This window comes from Bacteroides sp. An19 (assembly GCF_002160215.1).
In the GTDB taxonomy this organism is placed as follows: domain Bacteria; phylum Bacteroidota; class Bacteroidia; order Bacteroidales; family Bacteroidaceae; genus Phocaeicola; species Phocaeicola intestinalis.
Genome location: NZ_NFKD01000006.1, coordinates 12,507 through 35,850 on the forward strand (window position 1 = coordinate 12,507; position 23,344 = coordinate 35,850).

The window sequence follows — 23,344 nt, forward strand, 5'->3', positions numbered from 1 at the left end:
TCAATTCTTAAAGGGTTTAACACAGGAGTATAGAATTTCGCAGTCCACAACTTCGGTTGCCAGACCGAAAGCAGGGTAATGTGAGAAATAGGGATGTATGTTCCCGTCCGCATCTTCGACTGGAGAAACAACTTGCACGCCCAAATCATCGCACCAGCAGCCAACGGCTTGCATTTCCTCGTCCGTCAGTCCGCTTGGGTCACCGTTGATAAGGTAACACAAACTCCATGAGGGTATCTTTTCTGTTGTCTTGTCCATTTCCATGTCTTTGAATTTTATATTGTCAATCCATTTCTATTTCATCGGGATATACCTCGATTTCCGCTCCGCTGCTGACCTGCACGATAAAGCCTTTCGTTGTCCGGGCGACTATGGTCGCAGCCCGGTAGCCTTTCCACGGCACCAGCAAGTAACAGGTCTTGCCGTACTCTTCAAAATCATCTCTGCAGTCATTGTTTCCGTACATATTGGTGTTATGTTTGATGTTAAACTCTTCCCTGCCGTCGGCTCTTCCCGCCGTAACCGGTTTTGGGTTTTATGGATGCGGTCAACGGCTATCGGCACAGCCTCCCCGTGGCGGCTTTTCTTGCCAATTACGCTCCGCAAGGAGGAAGAATTTGCAGGAAATGCACTTCAAGCCGCCGCGGCAGGCGCGATGGCAGACCTTTGCATCCCGTAAAACCAAACGGGGACGGCCGGAGGGACGAAGCGTCCGGTGAAAAAGGCGTGGTGCTTGAAAAAGGGATTTTGAATGTAACAGGGAAACTGTTTCAGGCTGTTATAAGCGGATTAATCGCCGGGGTATAAAAAGGTAAAACAGGTAAATATGTCAAAGCTATAAAAGGACGGACACTGTCAGAGGCAGTAGGAAATCATGCAAAAAAGCGGCCGTAACCGCTCTTTGCATATGGGTGTGCCTGTTTAGGGCACTATCCATTCCCCCTGTTCGGCATCATGTCCTGTAACGGATGGCCGGATGTCGGGTGTCAGCATTTTACGGGCGTATTCCTTTATCTCTTCCATGGTCAGCCATTCCGGCTTTTCGTTTTCCTTGAAACTTTCGTGCAGCCTTGCCATGTACTCGATTTGTTCGCGCTCATTGCCCGCCCACAGGCATCCGGGAAACCGGTTGCCATAATTCAGGTAATACTCGCAATCACATTGCAAACGTGAAAGCAACATATATCGAAATCTCGAATCACGCTGCAGGACATCTTCTATCGTTGTGTTCCTGCCTGTCATTTGCTTTGTAATACTCATATTGAATAGGCATTTATAGTTAATCAGTCACTTCACAAAAATAACTCAACTCGTCATCTTTAAGGTTCTCAACCGCATGTTGGTCCGCCTGTTTCCAAAGGCTGTCGTAAAGGGCGGCATATTCCGGATTGCGTTTGTAATGCTGCCAAATCTTATGGTTGAGGACCAGCACCAGTTCGGTCAGGTATATGTAATTCCCTTTCCACTCCTTGAAAGCCCTGTTGAACGTGTCCAGGATGGACGGCAGCCCGAAAAGGTCTGCGATTGAGAAATCCTCCCAAAAGGTTGTCCGTACTTCATAACCGTTTTCTCTCATAAACTCCTTGAATGTCATACTGATTACATTTTAAGTTGATACCCTGTTTTGTTTTCACCCTTTCGTCGGTTTTTCTTGCCGTAACCGTTTTCGGGTTTTACGGATGCGGTATATGGCTATCGGCACGGCCTCATGCGGCGGTTTTTATTGCCAATTACGCTCCGCAAGGAGGAAGAATTTGCAAGAAATACATTTCAAACCGACGTAACAGGCGCGATGGCCTACCTTTGCGTCCGGTAAAACTAAACGGTAGCGGCATGAAAGGCGGAGGAATATAAAATATAAGTAAAATAGAACAGGCATGTATTGTCATACAAAAGGATTAAATGGCAAAAGTGTATGCCGATGAGCATGAAAAAAGCGGCCGAAGCCGCTCTTTCCGGAGGTGGAAGCGGTCTATGCCGCCTCCTTCTGTTTCTTGGTGCGGGGCTTGGTTTGTGGCTTCTCGGCCTTTTCCGGCTTCTCCACCGCCTCGTAGAACTTCTTGGCCACGAACTTGATGTCGTTATGCTTGACACCATTCTTGTCGGTCCACTCTTCGGGCTTCAGATACCCCTCGATGGTTAGCAGCGTACCTTTTTTCAGCAACTCGAACGATGCGCTGCCGCTCTTGCGCCAGGCTTCCACGTTGATGAATGCGGATACGCGGTTGGTGGCGTTGTCCTTGGTCTCCTTGCGGCCGATTGCCATCGGGAAACGGGCTACATCGTTGTTGGTGAACGTGCGGATTTCTGCGTCCTTTGCTACGAAACCTGTGATGATGAAAGAATTTTCTACTTGCTTCATGACTGTAAGTTTTTAGAAGTTGAACAATTAATTTTTACGGATGCAAGAAGATATTGCAGGCTTAGGGCAGCACCAAGGATGACGCGCAAATACGCAACATTTCCCGCTTCGCTGGAAAATGTCGGAAGATTTTCGCGTCACGCCATTGGTCAGAACGAAAGTGTCCCGTAACGCCATCGGCGTGCTGCATTATATCTTTGCATCATGGAAAAATATTGTGGCTTCGGTAAACGCACGGCCATGTAAGAAGCAACGAGGAAATTCAGTCACAGGCCGTGCCGAAGGATGCCAATAATCCGCCTGCCAAAAAAGGAAGCCCGCTCCGATGGTTATACAACGAGCCGGGGACTAATCAACGCTCCCGACCGCCGCTTGCATGGAGGAAGCCGCAAGTGCAGAAGCGATACCTATATTTGTATGAGAAAGGCCGCTCCGCCATCAGAGAGAATATGCCCGAAGATAAGACTGACGGATAGGGAATGTGGACAGAACGGCTGTCAATGTGCCGTTCCGAAGCTGCGGGGAAGAAACCAAGGTAAGGCAGTCCCATCGGCCAAAACCCTATATACAATGGAGACAAGGGCATGACTGCTATCTGAAAAGAAGCTCGGTCGTCTTTGGCGAAAGGCAAGCCGATAAAAGAGGATATAATTCGGCTAAAGTGAGGAAACTCTTAAAATAAGGACGTACAAGCGCATAAAAGTGGTACTTTTGCAAACGGAATGGTAATGCAACAAGAAAACAGGAAATGGAAAATTCACATAAGACGGTAATCAATGAACCCGGAATAGAAAAGGAAGACGGGGTAAGGCTCATCCTCTATTCTGCCGACCTGAGCAGCGAACTGCCATTGGACTTTGCCGACGGCGGAATCCGTGCAGGATTTCCTTCGCCGGCTCAAGACAGCATGACTGAAAGCATAGATTTGAACCGCGAACTGGTACGACATCCCGCCACCACGTTCTATGCCCGTGCCGTAGGTGACTCGATGAAGGATTGCGGCATCGATGACGGCGATCTGTTGGTGATAGACAAAGCCATAGACCCGCAAGAAGGTGACATCGTGGTGGCCTACATTGATGGGGAATTTACGTTGAAGCGGGTGAAATTCGACCAACATGCCGATTGCCTGTGGCTGATGCCTGCCAACAAGGATTATCCGCCCATCAAGGTGACGGAGGAAAACAATTTCATCGTGTGGGGCGTGCTGACTTACAACATCAAACGCCAATACCGGAGGAAGTGAGTCATGTTCGGCCTGGTTGATTGCAACAACTTCTACTGCTCATGCGAACGGGTGTTCAACCCTGGATTGCGCACGCAGCCCGTGGTGGTGCTGTCGAACAACGACGGCTGCATCATTGCGCGGAGCAATGAGGCCAAGGCTCTCGGAATAGAGATGGGGACACCATTCTATCAGGCCAAGGAGATGCTTGAACGCAACAAGGTAGCCGTGTTCAGCTCCAACTACACGCTCTACGGCGACATGAGCCGGAGGGTCATGATGCTGCTCTCTGAGTTTACGCCCGAACTGATGCAGTATTCCATAGACGAAGCCTTCATCGACCTTTCAGGGTTTGGCGGAGGGGACGGTCTCCGGGACTATGGCAGGAGTATCGTGAAGCGTATCGGGAAAGGTACGGGCATACCCGTCACTCTCGGCATAGCTCCGACAAAGACTCTGGCTAAGGTGGCCAGCAAATATGGCAAGCGGTACAAGGGGTATGAGGGTGTCTGCCTGATTGACACGGAGGAAAAGCGCGTCAAGGCGTTGCAGGGTTTCGATATAGCCGATGTGTGGGGAATCGGCAGGCGGACGGCAAAGAAACTATATTATTATGGAGTGAAGACCGCATGGGATTTCACGCAGTGGAGTGAAAGCCGGGTAAGACGTTTGCTTACCGTGACAGGCGCAAGGACATGGAAGGAACTTCGTGGTGAAAGTTGCATAGACATCAGCGAACTGTCCGAAAAGCAAAGCATCTGTACCAGCCGTAGTTTTCCCGGTAATGGCTTGTCGGAGTTGGGAGTGGTTGAAGAAGCGGTAGCCAACTTTGCAGCTTCATGCGTCCGCAAACTGCGGGAGCAAAAGAGTCGTTGCCGTCAACTGACCGTCTTTGCCTATACTAGCCGTTTTCGCAACGATGTGCCAAGCCATACCATCAACCGAACCGTTTCGTTGCCCATACCCACTAACGACCAGTTGGAGTTAGTGTCAGCAGCTGTCCAAGCACTCCGTTCTGAATGGCGTGAAGACAGCATATATCACTATAAGAAAGCTGGTGTCATTGTATGGGGCATCAGCTCCGACACCGCTGTGCAGACTGTCCTCTTCGATCCAATTGACCGTGCTAAACAAGCCCGTCTTTCAGCAGCCATCGATGCTATCAACAGACGAAACGGCTTCAATACCGTAAAAGTGGCAGTACAAGGTACGGACAAACGCTGGCACTTGAAATGCGAACACAAGTCAGGCCGGTATTCCACGGATCTGAAGGAAATAATCAAGGTGAAAATATAAAAGGGAACAGTCTTGCCTTCCAAAAAAGAAAGGCTGTCAATGCCATGCTCTAAAAAAGGGCACTCACCGTAAGCGACGGCACGGCATCATTTTGTTGATACCGTGCCGGAAACATGGATGATTGTCTGGTCATGAAATTTCAACTATTTCATCAACCCTTCCATACAGAATGGAACGCAATGCTGTTTTATCCACTGCATAATACTCTTGTATATGCCCGTATTGTCCCACAAAATAACGTTTCAGCACATCGGAAAAATCAAACCGGTATCCCATCAAAGGAATACCACGCTTGAAATAAGCGTTGTGGTTCACTTGTGAGGTCAGCCAATTTTTCTGCTTCCGGTTCATCTTTCCGCCTTCATTAAGAAGCTGCCTTAACTGATACGCTTGGCTCCCTTGTAAGGTTGCCAGTTCGGGAACGTCCCATTCTACGAATTTCATTGCTATCGGTTTCATAACATTTATTTTTAATCCCTTACATCGTTCCGATTTTCAGGGAGAAGTTTCTGATTATGACGCAACGGAAAGCATTACGGACTGCCGAACAAGGTTTTCATTCCCAATACTACCTTGTCAGAAGGTGGAGATTTGGAATGAAACGACAAACGCCTGACCTTGCTGATTGTAAGGACGCAATGCTTATCTTCGCGGAAAGAATGGAAACGGTTTCCTGCAAACGAGGACGCGCATCAAGGCATGGAAAACCTTACAAAGGGATTTTGCCAGCCAAAAAAGAAAGTTCAGATGAAACAGGCAAAGCGGTTTAGTACAATCCTTGTACAATATATATACAAGATTTCATTAAACCTGTTTTTTCTAAACTGAAAGACAAATTGGCAATGGATGAGCATAGGTTTAGCTCAGTTCTTGTACTATATATACAAGATTTCATTAAACCTATTTATCCTAATCTGAAAGACAGATCGGTTATGGATAAACACAAGTTTAACTCAGTCCTTGTATTATATATACAAGATTGAAATAAACCAATTATTAAAACTTCTACCTAAAAACTCTGAAACAGATAAGATGAACGTTTCATCATTGAATTTTTGGGAGAAATTTTGTGAGCGGAACTTTTTCTTTTGGAAGGCAAATATCAAATAAGAACAGCTAAATTTGCAGTCGTATTCGGAGATTGATTTGATGTTGTCGCAACATTATTTTCAGTTGTTATGTTACCTATTTGTTATTTTACTTTTTTCTGCATTTTATAAATACCTTATATATAAGTAATTGTGATTAAAATGCAAGGATATTCTCATTTGTGTTATATATAGTACAGAGATAATGTCAAAGACAACCTTATCAAACGCGCTATGTCTTTCAGGTGCCGGTTGATTTTCCTCATCTGGCTTTGATACTGCCTGCGTTCACTCCCGTCTTCACGAGAGATGATTGGCAAAAGATAGCTGGTGCCGACATACCTATATTTATCGAAAATGTCCTGCATCTGCCCTGTCCATTCCATTGTCAACAACTGCCCTGTCTTTTTCCGCCGGAAAGACAAGCAACCGTTACTCAGGTCTGTTTTTTTTCAAGTACGCCATGTTGATGAAGGACATTCCGCGCGTGCAGAAACTGAAGATAAACATGTCTCTGGCAAAATCCAAGTTGGGATTCCGTGACAGATCCAGTTCTTTTATCTTTCGTATCTCGTCAATCACGATACATCTTTTCACAGTCTTATCCATGCCGCAATAAACATGCCTGAACGGAGGCTTAAAAAATTTAACTCACAAACCTGTCATCAGATGTAACAGCGACGAAATAACCGCTTGCAAACAGAAAATGTAATTCTTTGGATATAAACTATTTAATAAACATGAATTGCCTTATCATCCCTTCTATAAAAGCTATATGGCATCTTTTTTGAGCATCAAACTGACAGCATAATCATCTTACAGCACAATCTATCCAAAGATTAGTTTAATTGACATTTATACCGATTGTCATACAAATCCTACCAGCAAGAAACCCCACATTTCTTTAGGTTAGACACTCTGGTTTTAACATTTTTCCATGACTTCCAGATACACATGCGCGTTCGTCCTAACCATTCATTGGTTTCAATACAAAGACGTTTTGTACAAAGCGATAATAGGCAATCCATCCTCTTAGGTAACCTTTGAATATGAATATCCTCAATTCCCCAAAATCGGGAATAAGAAGCATTTTATGGTAAACTTCTTCAAGTATCCTTGCTTTTACCGCTGTTGAAGTATAGTTTCATTTGGAAGGGAGTAATTGGGCTAAATGCGGATATTCATTAAAAAAAGTCATCTCAAAAAGACTTTGAGATGACTTTTTACTGTTTGCTTTTTGTTGTATTCAAGTCAAAAAGAATCTTCTTTACTTTTTCAGGTAAGAAGCCAATTCGGCGGGAGTCACGTTTTTCGCCACAATCACCCCTTTGCTGTCCACCAGATAATTGGTGAAACCCTGCTTGAGGTCAAACGCGCGAAATGCCTCCGAATCGGAACCGTTCGTTTCCACAAAGCAGCGGACATCCTCTAGTCCATCCTGCTCTACCGTTGCATGGAATACCGATGCATAGCGGTCGAAGGAAACAGAGAGCATTTCCACTTGGCCCGTCTCGCCGGCCAAATGCGCCAATGCGGCATTGTTTTGCCTGGACACCGCATCGTAACTTGCCCAGAAGCTCAACAACGTATACCCTTCACGGGCGGAGTGCAGGTCGAGCGGCTGCACGGTGTCGCAAAGAACCAACGCAGGAATCTTGTCACCTTCCCGCAACTTCTCTGCATGAACATTCTCATTGCTGAACGCAAGAGAAATCAAAGAACTGAATACTAATACAACAAAAAACCATTTTACATTTTTAGTCATGTAATTTGATTTTAGTTAATACTATCCGGGACTGTCGTTCTACAGTGATTTCTTCCCGGAACATCGTTGGATAGAAAGCGTAACATTTGTGCCACTACTTCCCATTTTCGTTTTGAAATCGCTGCAAAGATAGGCATTTTAGGCTTTCATTGTATCTAAAAATAAGAAAAATTATGTTTTTCAGCATAAAATTCATCTCTCTTATGCTTGGTATTATCGTTTCTTTTTCGCATATTTAGGGCATGATTCCAATCGGGTTTTACAATCATTCATAAAAATAAGGATACGGATTATGAAACGTTTTCTTTTCCTATTAGGCTTACTCTTGAATGCCGTGTGGCTGCCTGCACAAGACACTTACCGTTATTTGGAACTGGTAAACGATACGGCCAAGAGACAAGAGATAAGACAATTTCTTACACGTACGCTTTCACCCCATACACAGGTTTGCTACCTGCATTATGCTGCATGGGGAGATTATTTCCGGATGTGGGGATTGCAGGAAAATGGGCATCGGAAGCAAGCCACACTTTATGCGATAAAGGGAAATGGCTTTTCTGCTCCCGATTCCACCTTTCGTAAGCACAAGGTTACGGTCTCCCTCTCTGTATGCCAAGCCGTGCAACGTCTTTTCAAGAAGGCTATCCGGCTGGCGGAAGATACAGATTTCAACACAATGGGACTGGATGGCTACACATGTTATTTTGCGATACCCGATTCTGCGGAAGCATTTCATCTGACACAAATATGGGCACCTTTAACAGACAGTTCCTTTTGCCGGAAGCTGGTCGATTGGAGTGATTCTGTATTCCAACGTATCATGCATCACGAAACAGACTGGGAACAGACAGAGCATACAGCCAACCGGTTATGGGAAGAAATACAGAATGACCCGCTCCCCGAAGACCGTTTTCCTGCCTGGCACGGTATCTGGGCAAGAGGCTTGCTGACTCCCCGCGAAACGTTGGGCGATACGGCTCGTTTTGCCGGATATCCCACGATAGAAGCCTATTGTTACGATAACATGATTTATCCGGAAGAAATGCTGAAGCAAGGCAAGGGAGGCTATGCATTCTGCCAGCTTGACTTGGACACCTTGGGAATTGCCACAAACATCCTGACGATACAAAGCAGCCATGAGTCTTTTGCGGAGGAGGTGACACGTCTGCTCAGGCAAATGCCGCATGCTCTTCCGGCACTTGACAAACAAGGAAAGCCTGTCTCCTGCACGTATGGCATTTATGTGCAGTTCCGCCCTTATCGTTACCAGCGCCGTCTGAAAGAAAAACAGGAATGGAAAGCCCGTGCCGACTCGATGTTTGTCGATTATGATTCGTCTGCCAGTTTTCCGGGAGGCATGTATAAGCTGCAACAATACTTCAAGCAGAACCTGATTGAAGTTTATGGACAGGGCAATGCTTCAGGGATACGAGGTGTTTACCGTTTCAAGATTACGGATTATGGTTATCCGGAAGAGGTAAAGGTGCTTCATCCCGGACCTTTCCCCGACTTTGACAAACAGGTGCTGCATTTCATCCGGAAAATGCCGCGCTGGACTCCTGCCGTAGACTGGCATGCCTCTCCTTATACGTTTAAAGATTGTATCTGTACACTTCCGGTTCAGCTTCCATCCCGTCAGGTAAAGAAATGAACTTATACTCGTCAGCTAATGCACTTATGTCCATCAGCCGGCGCACCTATGTGCACAAGCCAACGGACATAAGTGCATCTTAAAACGGCAAATGCCCACAAATTACCCACAAATTGATGCACTTGCCTAGTTTTCCAATCCGAAATCCGGCTCCGTATCAAAATAATCATGTATATTTGCAAAGAATAACAGTTTGAATAAATAAGCATGGACAGTACGAACACAGAACTCATCTTAATACGCATCAGCGGACTGGACCGTCCGGGACTGACGGCTTCCATTACCGAAATACTTTCGCGTTACGAAGTGGATATCATGGATATCGGACAGGCAGATATCCATAGTACGCTATCGCTGGGCATTCTTTTCAAATGCCGCGAAACAGATTCGGGCAACGTGATGAAGGACTTGCTGTTCAAAGCCTCCGAACTGGGCATTAACATCCGTTTTTATCCCATTTCGACGGAGGAATACGAGGAATGGGTCAACATGCAAGGCAAGAACCGCTACATCCTGACTTTGTTGGGGCGTAAGCTGACCGCCCAGCAGATAGCTGGAGCCACGGAAATCCTTGCCGCACAGGGGTTGAACATCGATGCCATCCGACGGTTGACGGGCCGTATTCCCTTAGATGAGCAAAAAGCGCGGGTACGTGCCTGTATTGAGTTTTCCGTACGAGGGACTCCCCATGACACCGAAGAACTGCAAAGCCAACTGATGAAGCTGAGCAACCAGCTGGAGATGGACTTCTCCTTCCAAAAGGATACGATGTACCGCCGGATGCGCCGCCTGATATGCTTCGATATGGACTCTACACTCATCAAAACCGAAGTGATAGACGAACTGGCGGAACGTGCAGGCGTAGGCGAACAGGTACGCGCCATTACCGAACGGGCGATGCGTGGCGAAATTGATTTCCGCGAAAGCTTTACAGAACGCGTGGCACTTCTCAAGGGATTGGATGAAAGTGTAATGAGGGATATTGCCGAACACCTGCCCATCACCGAAGGGGTAGAACGGCTGATGTACGTATTGAAGAAATACGGTTATAAAATTGCGATTCTTTCCGGAGGGTTCACTTATTTCGGCAACTACCTGAAAGAGAAATTCGGCATCGACTACGTATATGCCAATAACCTGGAAATCGTAGACGGAAAACTGACCGGACGCTATGTAGGCGACATAGTAGACGGAAAGCGAAAAGCGGAGTTGTTGCAGCTGATAGCACAGGTAGAAAACGTCGACATCGCACAGACTATCGCCGTGGGTGACGGAGCCAACGACCTGCCGATGCTGTCGATAGCAGGTCTGGGTATTGCCTTCCACGCCAAACCCAAAGTAAAAGCGAATGCACGTCAGTCCATCAATACCATCGGACTGGATGGTGTGCTGTATTTCCTAGGATTTAAAGACTCATACCTAGACGAACGTGCCAACAGTTGAATATAAAGAAACGATATATATGAAGTTTACTGAACTGAATTTGGAAGAGAGTGTCTTGGATGCACTCGATGCGATGAACTTTAAAGAATGTACTCCGGTGCAGGAACAGACCATCCCTGTCATTTTAGAAGGTAGAGACCTGATAGGTGTGGCGCAAACGGGTACAGGCAAAACCGCAGCTTATTTGTTGCCCGTCATCAACCAGCTGAGCAAGGGAGGATATCCTGCCGATGCCATCAATTGTGTGATTATGGCACCCACCCGTGAACTGGCACAGCAAATCGACCAGCAGATGGAAGGCTTTTCTTATTTTATGCCTGTCTCCAGTGTAGCCATTTATGGAGGTAATGATGGGGTACGGTTCGAACAGGAGAAGAAAGGATTGACACTGGGAGCCGATGTCGTAATTGCTACTCCGGGACGTCTCATCAGTCATTTGAGTCTGGGGTACGTCGATTTGTCGAAAGTCTCCTTTTTTATACTTGACGAAGCCGACCGGATGTTGGATATGGGTTTTTCGGATGACATTATGCAGATTGTGAAATACCTGCCCAAGGAAAGACAGACAATCATGTTCTCCGCCACGATGCCAGCCAAGATACAGCAACTGGCACAAAGCATCCTGCATGACCCTGCGGAAGTAAAACTTGCTGTATCAAAGCCTGCCGACAAAATCATTCAGGCGGCATACGTTTGCTACGAAGCGCAAAAGCTAGGCATCATCGAAAGCCTGTTCAAGCAACAGGAACCGGAACGGGTCATCATTTTCGCCTCTTCAAAACTGAAAGTGAAAGAGGTAGCCAAGGCATTGAAGCGACTCAAGTTGAATGTGGGCGAGATGCACTCCGACCTTGAACAAAGCCAACGCGACGAGATTATGCACGAGTTCCGCAACGGGCGCATCAATATGCTGGTAGCCACCGATATTGTGGCACGAGGCATTGACATCGATGATATCCGTTTGGTTATAAATTACGATGTGCCTCATGACAGCGAAGACTATGTGCACCGTATCGGACGTACGGCACGCGCCAACAATGACGGATGTGCCATTACGTTTGTCAGTGAAAATGAACAAACCCGCTTCAAACAGATAGAGGATTTCTTAGGGAAAGAGATTTATAAACTGCCTGTCCCAGCCGAATTGGGCGAAGCTCCCGTTTATGCCCCGCACACCAGCAGCCGGAACAAACCCGGAAACAAAAGAAAGGGAGGTTGGAAAAAACGCTCGTTCAACAACCGGCGGCCGCAAAAGAAAGGCGGAGGGAAATAATCCCCTGACACGCCTCCTTAGCTCTTTAATTTATAAGTACCTTTTTCAGATAAAGAACTTACAGTTTAGAGCCTGTCGTTTAAATTTTGCTCAGGTTAATTTTGCGAATAAAATCGGGGAAACAGACCGGAAACAAACGCAAAAGAACCTGATAGAATATTAGAAGCTGTTTTGAATTTATCGTGCGATGATTTGGGATGAGTTTTTGAGGCATTTCCGCTTCTGTGATGAGGAAGATAGCGGGCTATCTGACGAAGAACAGGAGCGAAAAGGACCAAAAAATCGCCCAAAGCACACACGAAAACGGATACATCAAGCCAAGAAAAACTTTTTGGAGAAATTCAAAACAGCTTCTTACTTTATTGGAAAATTTAAACAGGCTCTTATTTTATCATTGGGATATGAGACATAAGATAGCATGTGTGAACGACGAAATAATAATTATTCCACATGCTATTTTCACATATTCTCTTCTGTAAACAAGAACAAGGAACTTGGTTGAAACAAGTGTTCTACCATGCCCCTTGTTTATCTTGCTACCCCAGGCAAGCAATTACTCAACAGTAACTGCCGTTCCGCTAGCCGTAACCATTAACATTGAACCATTCACAGTTTCATAATCCAAGTCAACTCCTATGACTGCATTCGCACCCATATTTTGAGCCTGTTCCTGCATTTCACGTAATGCAGTGTCTTTGGCCTCACGGAGCACCTTCTCATAAGAGCCGCTGCGTCCACCCACAATGTCACGAATACTGGCAAAAATGTCACGGAACACATTGGCACCAATAATGGTTTCGCCCGAGACGATTCCAAAATATCGGGTAACACGTTTACCCTCAACAATGTTTGTAGTTGTCAATAACATAAATTTCAAATTTTATTTGATAATCAGAAGTGGCGTGTTCGAATGGAATAGCATCTTGCGCGCTATGCTCGGATTGAACAGGCGGGCAAAGATGTTCCGCTTGTAATTGGACGTGCAAATAACATCAATCCGATTTTCCTGCACAAATCGGTCTAAATTATCCAGCAGATATTCTTCATCAACACTCAGATAGTTAAACTCAATGTCCGGATATTGTTTCTTGAAATATTCCTTAATTCCGGCAAGGGTAATTTCATTCCATTTCCGCTTCTCCTCGTGCGAATTAATGTGTATGAAAGTTACCTCAAACTGGTTATCCTTGAACGTTGTAATCAGCGAATCAAAAGCTATCAGGTCACGCTGGTCAAAACTCGTAAACAAAGCCACCTTGTGAATGTCTTCTATCGGTTTCGATGGAGCACGTTCTGGAATGGCATATACAAACGTCGGGCTGCGTTCAATAACTTCCGCCGTTACGCTACCTATCAATTCCAGGTCTTTCTGGTGCTCGCCCCGCGTTCCCATCACAATGATAAGCGGCCTTTCGTGACGCGCATAGCTTAATATCTCCTCCTCCGGGATTCCTTCACGCAAGATACAAGTATATTTCACCCTCGGGCAAGTACCCTCTTCCATCTTCTTGTCAATGTCCTGAGTCAGTTTATTAATCTTTTGGTGAACATCTTCCAGCATACTCTTTATCGAAGGAATGTTTTCGACAGCAGGCACATCGAAATGGTCGGTAGCATACTGTAAACTAGGCATATAAATAGGCGTAAAATGTACGTGAAGCAACACGACTTCCGCCTGCATCCGTTCAGCCAGATGGAAACCGAACTCACAGGCTTTCAACGAATAGTCTGAAAAGTCTACCGGAATCAGCACTTGCGGTGAACCTGCAGGTTTAGGTGATTCCTCATGCAAGATTTCAGACGAAAGCCACGAAGAACTTTCAATGACCTTCAATGCCTTGGGCAAATCACTCTCTTTGATGCGTACCCTCACGCCGGCAGATATGACCGGCTGAATCAGATTGACATTGTGAATGTATGACTCTATGCCTTCGTTTTCCAATACGGACTGAAGGATTTGAGCTTTCGAGTACGTCAGAATAGCTAATGTAACAAGTTTATCTTCCATAACTCAAAATTTAATAGTTTATTAAAAACTCACCACAGATGCACTAAGAAATTCCGTTTCCATCCGTGCAATCTGTGGTGAACACTCTTTTCAGGCATCCTGTTGCTCTCTCAAAATAGCAAGAGCCTTGTCAAGTACAGTCGTGTCATCCAACATTACCAGCCCTCCATCCGGCCCCGGCTCCAAATGGATGCCCACGCTTTTACCGTCTTTAAAATTATGTCCTCCAAAGAAATTACGCACCGTTTCCACACTTAGGTTCAGCTCATCGGCTATACGGTGCATACTCCCGCTTGGCAGTGAATCCTTGATTTTACGAAGTTCATTAAAAGTTATCGTTCTGTTCATAGTAGTCAAAATTTTAAAGTTAGACAAATCATTTAGTTAATTCACGATATAAATGTAATAAAATTATATGAAACAGCAAATATTTTTCTCCATTTTTTCTCCCGGAAAGAAAATTTATACTTCCTGCAGCATTAATTTATGCATTTTTGTCGCTTGTCACATTTGTCAAGCCGGATTTGTGCCCGTACACTTTATATCCATCAGCTTTTTTTCCAAGCCAAACCAGAACATCAGTTTAGTCCGATAATCCAAGCCACATGGCTGCCTTGCTTGTAAGATTATTAATCTTCACGCCGAAAGATTATTAATCTTACAGCCTGAAGATTAATAATCTTACAAACGATGCAGCTATATTGCGGAGAAAACAAAGCTTGCTTGTCATGCCGGATGTGTAATCCGGCGTAATTGAAGAAGCGGATTTATAATCCAGCGTGACACTGGCAACAGGGCTGGCAACAGGAGTGATACCGACAGTGTATATTTCATTAAAATGCACAATTCACACCGTTCAAAGTATATCAAAAATGGAGCCCCTTAGACAGCACCATACCGCCCACTACGATGTACAGACAAGTAATAAGCAGTGCTGTATAGAACATACGGATGTCATCCACTTCAAAACCGGTGGCTGTATATTGCCCCGAAATATACTTGGGACATTCGAAATACTTGCAAGCAACAAAACGATAAGCCGCATAAACAATGACGGCAATCACGCTTCCAGCCAAGGCACCGCACAGCACATCGCCCGGATAATGCACGCCCAGATAAATGCGTGAATAGGAAGGAACCGCAGCCCACAGAAACATCACACACGTAAGCCAACGATTGCGAATCAATAATGAAATGAACGTAGCGAAAGCAAATGTGTTGGCTGCATGGCTGGAAATAAAGCCGTATTGTCCTCCCCGATAACCATTCACCACATCCACCAAGTACATCAGATTGGGATCCTGAGCTGGACGGAAACGATGAAAATAAGGTTTGCACAGACCGGAAGCAAACTGGTCGGCACATGTAATAACCACAGCCACCATCACAACGATAAACAGAGCATGAAGCAACTTGGTGTTTTTAAAGATGATATAAATCAACACAATAGCTGCCAGCAGCCAGGTTTTCGTGTCGGATACCACCCACATCACCCCGTCCCAAAACAACGAACCGCTTCCGTTCAGTGCCAAAAGCAGCTGTTGGTCGACTTCAATAAGTTGCTGTATGTCCATAATCAATCACTTCATGCATAAATCACAGGGACACGCCTATGCCGTGCTCTCCATCAATGCTATCCCGCAAATCCGAAAAAGACAGTGTTCCCTGTGCCCGGTTTCAGATTCAATTTTCATATCACTTCGATAGAAGTTGTGGGAAGCCAGCCTTCCTTACCATCTTCCAGCCGGATTTCCTTCCACCCTTTCATCGAATTGTCTTCAATATATACTTTCGTACCTTCGTGCAGCACGAACAAATCGGTACCACTTTCGTTAGGCGTACTTTTTACGGTTATCGTTGGTTCCATCACAATGGCACTCTTGCGGTCTATTACCTTGTTTTTTTGCCCACCAGCAAAAATATTAGCGCACACACATACGACAAGGAACAGCACGGCAGCGATGAATCCTACTTTCTTCAATATCAAACGATTGCCAAAAATGTACAGTGCCAACCCAGCCAACAAAAGCAAGAAAGCAACAATACCTGTTGTACCCCATTCTTTTTCGCTCATCAAGTTGGTGATGTTTTTCATCCACGTCACGATGAACACTTCACTGGTAGGAGTTATCTGGTCAACAGTCTTACTACGCGCCAAATCAAGATTGAAACGGATGTCGGCATCTCCTGGATTCAGCAACAATGCCCGTTCATAGTTCAGCACCGCTTTGGCTATGTTTTTCGTCTTGTAATAACTGTTGCCCAAGTTGTAATACAGAGCTGCCGACTCACCTTCATCAGCCAATACCGACTCGTATATCTTGATGGCATCTTCAAACTTGTTTTCCTGATAAGCCTTGTCGCCTTCCACTTTCGTGGCTGCAACAGCCAATTGCATTGCGCCTATCAAAAAAACGAACAATATAGACAGTTTTTTCATATCCGGTTTCTCCTTAATTAATTTAATGTTTGATACTGTTCTCCATCTTACCGATGGCATCCACCGAAGTGGCATACACTTTGTCCATTGCCTCGTTCTCATCACCTGGTGCATAGCGGGCGAACTCGCATTCATTCAAGGCATTGATGAATGTCTTTGTCACGTCTTCGGCCACTCCGTGCTTGGTCAGTTCTGCTTCAATGTTATCTTTTGAGAGTTGCGAGACCGGAATACTCAACTTATCGCTGATATATCCCCACAAAGCTTTCAACACTTCATCGTAAAACTCATTTTTCTTATTCTCTGCCAACAACTTTCCTGCCAACTTCATGCGCTTAGTGGCTACTTTGTTAGCTTTCTTGGTCTTCACCTTTGCTACATTGGCGTTCTCGGCCGCCTGCTTGCGGAAGAAAACGACCAGTGCTACAAACACAATAAACGGAATAAGATAACCCAGCCAATATCCCATAGTACCGAAAAAGACTTCGCCTTTCGGGGTAAGTGTCGTATCGCCCAGCTTGATGAAACGTACATCCTGTCCCAATACCTTTACGTTTTCCTTATTAGTAAAGTCAGCTATCACCTGGTCGGCATTACCTTTACCTTTTTCCACCTTCAAATCGTATGCCTCAGTTTTCAAGGTCTTATACGACTGACTCTTTAAGTCAAAATAAACAAATTCCACCGGAGGAATAGTAAAATTGCCGGCATGACGCGGAACAGCAAGATACTCAATAGTTTGCGTACCAGACAATCCTGCACGCGAGACATCGAAATTGTTGGTCACTTTCGGATCATATACTTCAAAATCTTCGGGGAATTTCACTTCCGGACTGGTGATAAGCTTCATATTGCCTGCTCCCTTGATGGTAAGCCTGATGGTCACAGCATCATTGGTCTTCACTTCTTTCGCGTTGATAGAAGATGTCATTGTAAACTCTCCTACTCCTCCTGAAAAGTTCGCTGGCTTAACAGGAAGAGGTTTAACGTTGATGACGACTTTCGGAGCCACAATTTTTTTCTTCACTTCAATATATCCTCCTCCATTGAAGAACGCATCAAAGGGATCATCCGAAATGGTCTGCTGAGCCACGACTCCATCAAAAGTGACAGCAGGAATCTCCAGCTTGCCTGTCTGTTGCGGGAATAAGACATATTGACGCCAAATGATTGTGTTGTAATTACGCCCATTATAGTGCTCCATCGAATATTGCTTCTGCTGGGGCAGTTGGATTTCCTGCATCTGGAAACCCTTCATATCCGGCATGTCCTCCATCAGCTGGCGCAAATTTACCGACGTATAGACTTTATAAGTCAACAAGATAGCTTCTTGCTCATAGACAGTAGTCTTTGATGCAGTAGCTGTAATGAACAAGTCTTTATCGGTGATTCTGCTTCCGGCTATCTGTCCGCGCGACGATGACGAACCGCCTCCTCCCTGATTAGCCTGCGAATTGCCAGCCGTCTGGTCGGGCGGGAGCACCTTGATGGTGAGCGCATTCGAAAACACTTTTTCCCCGTCCACCTCAATGCTGGCAGCCGGAATGGTATATGTACCTTCCTTGCCTGCCATCAAGATGTAAGTATATGTGATGGAACTGCTCGAAGACACCTTTCCGTTAATGATTTGCGTACTGGACTGTTGCGAACGAGTAGGTCCCATCAACACATCAAATCCTTTGATGGATGGAGCCAGAAAATCTTTCACTTTTTGTGTATTTACTGTAAATGTCAGTCGGAACTGGTCGCCACTTACCACAACTTCTGGTGCGTCGGCAGTAAGCGTTGCTCCATTCTTTGCCTGCATCGGCAAAGCCGCAATGACTAACAGTAGTAAGAAGATAAGTTTTCTCATTGTGTATTATTGTTTTATTTACAGTTGGCTAAATTTTCCGGTTTCTTACCAGTCTTTTTCCAGCTTTCGCCCTTCCACGCGGACACCTTTTTTCACTTTGTCCTGCACGTTCTTTTCATCCTGCATTGCAGCTCTCAGTAACTGTTCGGCATTTTCCTTCGACATTTGGTTCTGCTGCTGTTGCTGCTGTTGCTGATTCTGCTGTTGCTGATCTTTCTTTTGTTGGTCTTGCTGGTCTTTATTCTGTTGTTTTTCGTCTTGCTTCTGGTCTTGCTTCTGTTGCTGTTGTTGATCCTGTTGCTGATTTTGCTGCTGGTCTTTCAATTGTTTTTGTGCCAAAGCAAGGTTGTAACGCGTTTCATTGTCTTTCGGATTGTTTCGCAAGGCTTCCTTATAAGCTTCAATGCACTGTGGCAACTGTTTCGATGATTGCAGAATGACACCCATATTATGGTAAATCTGTGCCAGCTTCATTTTATCTTTCTCCACATGCCGTGCAGCCTCGTATTGCTCCATTGCCTCCTTGGCCTTTTGTTGCATCAGCAACGAATTTGCCAGATTATACATTGCATCGGTCGACTTTGGCTCCAGTTCCAAAGCCTTACGGTAATCCACTTCTGCCTTCACATAAGTGCTATCTTTGTAAAGCTTGTTGCCACTCCGCAAATAATCGCGTTCGCTTTTCTGACAATAAGCAGCGACCGATACGAGCATGAATCCAAGCAGTAAAATATATCCTTTTCGTCCCATAATCAATCCTGTTTAAATAGTTTCACGTTCTTGAAGAGCGGATTTCTCCGTTCCAGTATCATCAAGTCGACAGCTAGCAAAAGCAAAGCCATCCATGCCAAAACCTGGAATTGTTCGTCAAACTCGGTAAATACTTGTGTCTCCACATCTGCCTTTGCCAATTTGTTGATTTCGGCATTCAAAGCACGTTCGGCATTATTAGTATTATCCACACGTACATACATCCCGTTTCCCGCTTTAGCAATCTCCTGACACATCTGCTCATTTAAACGAGTGATAATGACATTGCCATCTTTATCACGACGATATTCATTATTGCTGCCTGCCGGAATAGGAGCACCATCGGGTGACCCCACTCCCAATACAAACACCCGTACTCCTTGCTTGGCTGCCTGTTGTGCTGCTTCCACCGCTCCTCCTTCGTGGTTTTCACCATCAGTAATAAGCACGATGGCACGTCCCACACCCGTATTTGGTGTAAAACTCTTCATTGCCAAGTCAATAGCACCACGGATATCAGTTCCTTGAGTAGAAATAAGCGACGGACTGATGGTTTCCAAAAACATCTTGGCCGATATATAATCACTGGTAATAGGCAACTGGGTAAAGGCCTCACCGGCAAAGACAATCATAGCCACTTTGTCATTGTTGAATGTCTCGACTAAACGTGAAATAAGTTTTTTTGATTTTTCCAGCCTACTGGGTGTCACATCTTCTGCCAGCATTGAATTCGAAATGTCCAGTGCCACGACAGTTTCCACTCCCTGCCGTTTCACAGTTTCCATTTTAGATCCGAATTGCGGACGTGCCAGCATGAATATGACCATTGCCAATGCTGCGAACACCAGCCAAAACTTAACATCGGGACGATACTTCGATACGTCAGGCATCAGATGCGCCAATAATTCCGGATCACCGTACTGACGGATTTTCTTACGCCTGCGCCAGTTGGAATACAAGTACAGTCCAATCAGTACCGGCAATACAAATAGCAAATATAAATATATGGGTTCTCCAAATCGAAACATAGCTTTTCTTTTTTAAGGTATTTTCTTTAATACAGTATTACGCAAGACAAGCTCAAGCAAAATGCACAAGAATGCCACCAAGGCAAAAGGCAGATAAGCCTCCTCACGCTTGCTGAATTCTTTCACGTTCAGTTTGGTCTTTTCCAACTTGTCAATCTCGCGGTAGACTTCTTCCAACTTAGAGTTGCTTGTGGCACGGAAGTAGTTTCCGTTCGTAGTACCAGCTATCTGGATCAGAGTCTGCTCATCTATTTCCACGGGCACGTTCACATATTGGATACCCGCATAAGTAGGCATCGGATAAGGTGCCGTTCCATTTGTTCCCACCCCGATGGTGTACACCCGAATACCGAACTGCTTGGCTATTTCGGCCGCCGTCAGTGGTGAAATATCTCCTCGGTTATTGCTGCCATCAGTCAACAGAATAATCACTTTCGACTTTGCCTTACTGTCCTTCAGGCGACTGATAGAATTCGCAAGCCCCATACCGATAGCTGTTCCGTCCTCAATCAACCCACGTTGTGCAATGTCACCCTTAATGCTGTTGAAAAGATTCAGCAACACAGCATGGTCGATGGTAAGCGGACATTGCGTAAATGCTTCTCCGGCAAAAATAGTCAGCCCAATATTATCGTTGGGACGCCCGTTGATAAATTCGGCAGCTACTTTCTTTGCTGCTTCCAGACGATTGGGTTTCAGGTCTTCGGCAAGCATACTGGTTGAAACGTCAACCGACAGCATGATGTCTATACCTTCTATCTCCGTGTTTTGCCAGTTATCGGTAGTTTGCGGACGCGCCAGCACCAGCACAATCATCACAAAAGCCGCAATGCGCAACAAGAAAGGCGCATGAAGCAAATACAATTTCCAGCTTCGTGGTGCATTCATGTACATGCGGGTCGTGGAGACCTGCATAGTAGGCTCTGTTTTTTTTCTTCGCATAAAATACCACACAATGTAAGGTATCAGCAGGAGCAACAAAAACAGGTATTCAATATTTGCAAAAATCATAGTCTCTACAGTTTAATTAATTAGAAGAACAAATCGATGATATGCCGGACCACCAAGTATATACATACCACAGCACCGATACTTACAACGGCAATGCTACATATCAAGGCGATACGTCCTCGTTTCGAACGTTTTTCTTCTACACGGATTTCGGTCGGTTCTTTCTTTGCATTCGGATCTTCTTCCACCTTGGTCTGGTTTATGAAATCGATGGCATTCACCAAATTCATATCGTTTTCATTCATCAGCGGCGCATGTTTGGCAAACTTCACCAAATCGGCCGTTTCGAATAAGAGTTTCAGGTCGTCAATGGAACGTTGATCTTTTTCTTCCAACAACCGGTCAATAATTTCAGTCGAAGTCATTTCCATCGCATTAAATCCGAAACGCTCCTTGATATATGTACGGATGGCCTCGGTCAACTCCGTATAATACAGCTTCGGGTCATCGCGTTGCACTTGCTTGTCCGCCTTTATCTCTTCTATCTTTTTCATTGCTACCTGATGAGGAGGCAATTTAGGCTCTATCTTGATAATCTTGATAATCGGCTTGTTGTCACGATAGCGTATGACGAGAAATACAGCCAAAGCACCCAATATCAGCATCAGAATACCCGAATAGACCAATGGAGCTACATCGTCCCATGTGATGGGTACTTCACGAATAGCTTTCGGACCGAAGAACTGGTCAGGATGTAACGTGTCTACCGGAATGGAATACACTTTCAATGCCAAAGCTTTCGAAAAATAAGGTGTGCCGTTCACCTTCACTTCGAAGGGAGGTAAATAATACAATGCCGAATCAAACGAAGTAACCGTATATTCCTGCGAAATCAGCCATCGTTTGTTTTCATTCAGCAATTGAGTGTCTGGTTTGGCTACATCCAACACTTCCACACCTCTTACCAACGTATCACGCAGCAAGGGAAGCTGCAACTTCTGATTGGCATCCATACTGACCTGAAGTTTGATTTTCGCCTGCTCACCGATAAGCAGCTGCAACGAGTCGATGGTAGCATCCACCGTCACTTGTGCCTTTATTTCCGGAAAAGCAAAAAACAACAACGCCAGCACGCATCCCAACATTTTCAGCAGCTTCTTGCTACATATATATAATAATGTGTGTTTCATAATCTGTCACTCTCAATTTCGTTTCGCAAATAAAGTAAGCAACGCCTTTACATAATCTTGGTCGGTTCGCACCGAAACCGAATCCACATTACTGTGTGTAAAAATACCGGACAGCTTCTGCTGACGCTCCAACCACCAGGCATGATGAGCATTACGCAAAGCCTTGGACGAAGTGTCTATCCATTGTTCATGACCCGTCTCGGCATCATGTACTTTCATCAATCCCACATTGGGCAATTCTTCCATACGACGGTCATACACTTGCACAGCCACAACATCGTGCTTGCGATTAGCTATGGTCAGCGCATTCTGGTAATCGTGCTCATCAATGAAATCGCTCAACATAAAAGCTGTACACCGTTTTTTCAACACGTTAGTCAAGTATTCTATCACACACTGAATATTGGTACGCGTGCTGGTAGGCTGAAAATCCAATAATTCGCGAATGATGTACAAAATGTGCTTACGTCCCTTTTTGGGTGGAATAAACTTTTCGATACGGTCAGAAAAAAAGATAACACCGATTTTATCATTGTTCTGGATGGCAGAGAAAGCCAATGTGGCAGCTATCTCGGTCACCATATCTTTTTTCAACTGATGCACCGTACCAAAATCCAAGCTGTTCGACACATCGACCAACAGCATTACAGTCAGTTCCCGCTCTTCCTCAAACACCTTGACAAAAGGTTTGTCGAAACGAGCGGTCACATTCCAGTCTATGTCGCGCACATCATCTCCGTATTGATACTCGCGAACTTCAGAAAAAGCCATTCCCCTCCCCTTAAAGGCCGAGTGATATTGTCCTGCAAAGATATTGCTAGACAATCCGCGGGTTTTAATTTCAATCTGACGTACCCGTTTTAACAACTCACTTGTTTCCATCTGTTTCATTTACAATTAACAACCTACAATTTACAATGAACAACTTACCTAATGGAGAAATTACATCCGCTCATCTGTTAATTGCTCCTTGTTAAACCGGTAAAAGACACGTATGCCTGCACCTGTTTGCGTGTAAG

Annotated in this window: 27 protein-coding genes; 7 read left to right on the forward strand and 20 right to left on the reverse strand. The window is 45.1% G+C overall.

Going from position 1 to position 23,344, the window contains the following annotated elements; all coding sequences use genetic code 11:
- Both B5F25_RS03855 and B5F25_RS03860 read right to left on the reverse strand, forming a co-directional pair.
- The gene (locus B5F25_RS03855) at window positions 1-258 is read right to left on the reverse strand and encodes a hypothetical protein (protein WP_087247894.1); all 258 of its coding nucleotides are present in this window, start codon (window positions 256-258) and stop codon (window positions 1-3) included.
- A gap of 25 nt (window positions 259-283) precedes the next feature.
- On the reverse strand, window positions 284-466 hold the full coding sequence (locus B5F25_RS03860) for a glyoxalase (protein WP_087247705.1): 183 nt from the start codon (window positions 464-466) through the stop codon (window positions 284-286).
- A gap of 71 nt (window positions 467-537) precedes the next feature.
- On the opposite strand from B5F25_RS03860, the gene B5F25_RS21525 reads away from it, so the two are divergent.
- Window positions 538-807 carry a hypothetical protein gene (locus B5F25_RS21525; RefSeq protein WP_162614350.1) on the forward strand — a complete coding sequence of 90 codons (270 nt, stop codon included), beginning with the start codon at window positions 538-540 and terminating at the stop codon, window positions 805-807.
- A gap of 114 nt (window positions 808-921) precedes the next feature.
- Here B5F25_RS21525 and B5F25_RS03870 read toward each other — a convergent pair whose 3' ends face one another.
- From B5F25_RS03870 to B5F25_RS21065, 4 genes are all read right to left on the reverse strand, one after another.
- The gene (locus B5F25_RS03870; protein ID WP_087247709.1) at window positions 922-1,260 is read right to left on the reverse strand and encodes an LPD11 domain-containing protein; all 339 of its coding nucleotides are present in this window, start codon (window positions 1,258-1,260) and stop codon (window positions 922-924) included.
- A gap of 19 nt (window positions 1,261-1,279) precedes the next feature.
- Entirely contained in the window at window positions 1,280-1,594 is a 315-nt protein-coding gene (locus B5F25_RS03875; RefSeq protein WP_087247711.1) for a hypothetical protein, read from the reverse strand.
- 378 nt (window positions 1,595-1,972) lie between these two features.
- A complete protein-coding gene (locus tag B5F25_RS03885; protein ID WP_087247713.1) occupies window positions 1,973-2,362 on the reverse strand; it encodes a single-stranded DNA-binding protein in 390 nt (129 codons plus the stop codon).
- Window positions 2,363-2,714: 352 nt separating this feature from the next.
- Window positions 2,715-2,912, reverse strand: a complete 198-nt coding sequence (locus B5F25_RS21065) for a hypothetical protein (RefSeq protein ID WP_140406851.1) — start codon at window positions 2,910-2,912, stop codon at window positions 2,715-2,717.
- Window positions 2,913-3,110: 198 nt separating this feature from the next.
- Between B5F25_RS21065 and umuD the strand changes: the two genes are divergently transcribed.
- Both umuD and B5F25_RS03895 read left to right on the forward strand, forming a co-directional pair.
- Complete coding sequence (umuD, locus tag B5F25_RS03890; RefSeq protein WP_087247715.1) at window positions 3,111-3,608, forward strand: translesion error-prone DNA polymerase V autoproteolytic subunit; 498 nt, start codon at window positions 3,111-3,113, stop codon at window positions 3,606-3,608.
- Window positions 3,609-3,611: 3 nt separating this feature from the next.
- Window positions 3,612-4,883, forward strand: coding sequence for a Y-family DNA polymerase (locus tag B5F25_RS03895; protein WP_087247717.1), 1,272 nt, complete (start codon window positions 3,612-3,614; stop codon window positions 4,881-4,883).
- Between the two features lie 129 nt (window positions 4,884-5,012).
- Here B5F25_RS03895 and B5F25_RS03900 read toward each other — a convergent pair whose 3' ends face one another.
- The 3 genes from B5F25_RS03900 to B5F25_RS03915 form a co-directional block, all read right to left on the reverse strand.
- Window positions 5,013-5,342: a molybdenum ABC transporter ATP-binding protein gene (locus B5F25_RS03900; protein ID WP_087247719.1), complete on the reverse strand. Its 330-nt coding sequence runs from the start codon at window positions 5,340-5,342 to the stop codon at window positions 5,013-5,015.
- A gap of 814 nt (window positions 5,343-6,156) precedes the next feature.
- Entirely contained in the window at window positions 6,157-6,366 is a 210-nt protein-coding gene (locus B5F25_RS22355) for a hypothetical protein (protein ID WP_241148351.1), read from the reverse strand.
- A gap of 872 nt (window positions 6,367-7,238) precedes the next feature.
- Window positions 7,239-7,736: a thioredoxin family protein gene (locus B5F25_RS03915; RefSeq protein WP_087247721.1), complete on the reverse strand. Its 498-nt coding sequence runs from the start codon at window positions 7,734-7,736 to the stop codon at window positions 7,239-7,241.
- A 292-nt stretch (window positions 7,737-8,028) separates the two neighbouring features.
- Between B5F25_RS03915 and B5F25_RS03920 the strand changes: the two genes are divergently transcribed.
- From B5F25_RS03920 to B5F25_RS03935, 4 genes are all read left to right on the forward strand, one after another.
- Window positions 8,029-9,387 carry an energy transducer TonB gene (locus tag B5F25_RS03920; RefSeq protein WP_087247723.1) on the forward strand — a complete coding sequence of 453 codons (1,359 nt, stop codon included), beginning with the start codon at window positions 8,029-8,031 and terminating at the stop codon, window positions 9,385-9,387.
- 207 nt (window positions 9,388-9,594) lie between these two features.
- Window positions 9,595-10,830, forward strand: coding sequence for a phosphoserine phosphatase SerB (serB, locus tag B5F25_RS03925; RefSeq protein ID WP_022040024.1), 1,236 nt, complete (start codon window positions 9,595-9,597; stop codon window positions 10,828-10,830).
- A gap of 19 nt (window positions 10,831-10,849) precedes the next feature.
- On the forward strand, window positions 10,850-12,103 hold the full coding sequence (locus tag B5F25_RS03930; RefSeq protein ID WP_087209984.1) for a DEAD/DEAH box helicase: 1,254 nt from the start codon (window positions 10,850-10,852) through the stop codon (window positions 12,101-12,103).
- Window positions 12,104-12,290: 187 nt separating this feature from the next.
- Complete coding sequence (locus tag B5F25_RS03935) at window positions 12,291-12,515, forward strand: hypothetical protein (protein WP_158098073.1); 225 nt, start codon at window positions 12,291-12,293, stop codon at window positions 12,513-12,515.
- 141 nt (window positions 12,516-12,656) lie between these two features.
- Here the strand turns inward: B5F25_RS03935 and B5F25_RS03940 are convergent, their stop codons facing one another.
- From B5F25_RS03940 to B5F25_RS03990, 11 genes are all read right to left on the reverse strand, one after another.
- Window positions 12,657-12,971, reverse strand: coding sequence for a YbjQ family protein (locus B5F25_RS03940; RefSeq protein ID WP_022040022.1), 315 nt, complete (start codon window positions 12,969-12,971; stop codon window positions 12,657-12,659).
- A 12-nt stretch (window positions 12,972-12,983) separates the two neighbouring features.
- On the reverse strand, window positions 12,984-14,111 hold the full coding sequence (locus B5F25_RS03945) for a universal stress protein (RefSeq protein ID WP_087247725.1): 1,128 nt from the start codon (window positions 14,109-14,111) through the stop codon (window positions 12,984-12,986).
- A 90-nt stretch (window positions 14,112-14,201) separates the two neighbouring features.
- Complete coding sequence (locus B5F25_RS03950) at window positions 14,202-14,459, reverse strand: hypothetical protein (RefSeq protein ID WP_022040020.1); 258 nt, start codon at window positions 14,457-14,459, stop codon at window positions 14,202-14,204.
- 518 nt (window positions 14,460-14,977) lie between these two features.
- A complete protein-coding gene (locus tag B5F25_RS03955) occupies window positions 14,978-15,685 on the reverse strand; it encodes a phosphatase PAP2 family protein (RefSeq protein ID WP_087209977.1) in 708 nt (235 codons plus the stop codon).
- 116 nt (window positions 15,686-15,801) lie between these two features.
- A complete protein-coding gene (locus B5F25_RS03960) occupies window positions 15,802-16,551 on the reverse strand; it encodes a tetratricopeptide repeat protein (RefSeq protein WP_087209974.1) in 750 nt (249 codons plus the stop codon).
- Window positions 16,552-16,573: 22 nt separating this feature from the next.
- Complete coding sequence (locus B5F25_RS03965) at window positions 16,574-18,406, reverse strand: BatD family protein (RefSeq protein ID WP_087247727.1); 1,833 nt, start codon at window positions 18,404-18,406, stop codon at window positions 16,574-16,576.
- 45 nt (window positions 18,407-18,451) lie between these two features.
- Entirely contained in the window at window positions 18,452-19,156 is a 705-nt protein-coding gene (locus B5F25_RS03970; RefSeq protein ID WP_022040015.1) for a tetratricopeptide repeat protein, read from the reverse strand.
- Window positions 19,157-19,158: 2 nt separating this feature from the next.
- A complete protein-coding gene (locus tag B5F25_RS03975; protein ID WP_022040014.1) occupies window positions 19,159-20,184 on the reverse strand; it encodes a VWA domain-containing protein in 1,026 nt (341 codons plus the stop codon).
- A 12-nt stretch (window positions 20,185-20,196) separates the two neighbouring features.
- Window positions 20,197-21,195 carry a VWA domain-containing protein gene (locus B5F25_RS03980; RefSeq protein WP_022040013.1) on the reverse strand — a complete coding sequence of 333 codons (999 nt, stop codon included), beginning with the start codon at window positions 21,193-21,195 and terminating at the stop codon, window positions 20,197-20,199.
- A 20-nt stretch (window positions 21,196-21,215) separates the two neighbouring features.
- The gene (locus B5F25_RS03985) at window positions 21,216-22,280 is read right to left on the reverse strand and encodes a BatD family protein (protein ID WP_087247896.1); all 1,065 of its coding nucleotides are present in this window, start codon (window positions 22,278-22,280) and stop codon (window positions 21,216-21,218) included.
- Between the two features lie 57 nt (window positions 22,281-22,337).
- Window positions 22,338-23,207 (reverse strand): DUF58 domain-containing protein, encoded by an 870-nt coding sequence (locus B5F25_RS03990; protein WP_022040011.1) that lies wholly within the window; start codon window positions 23,205-23,207, stop codon window positions 22,338-22,340.
- Window positions 23,208-23,344: the final 137 nt, after the last annotated feature.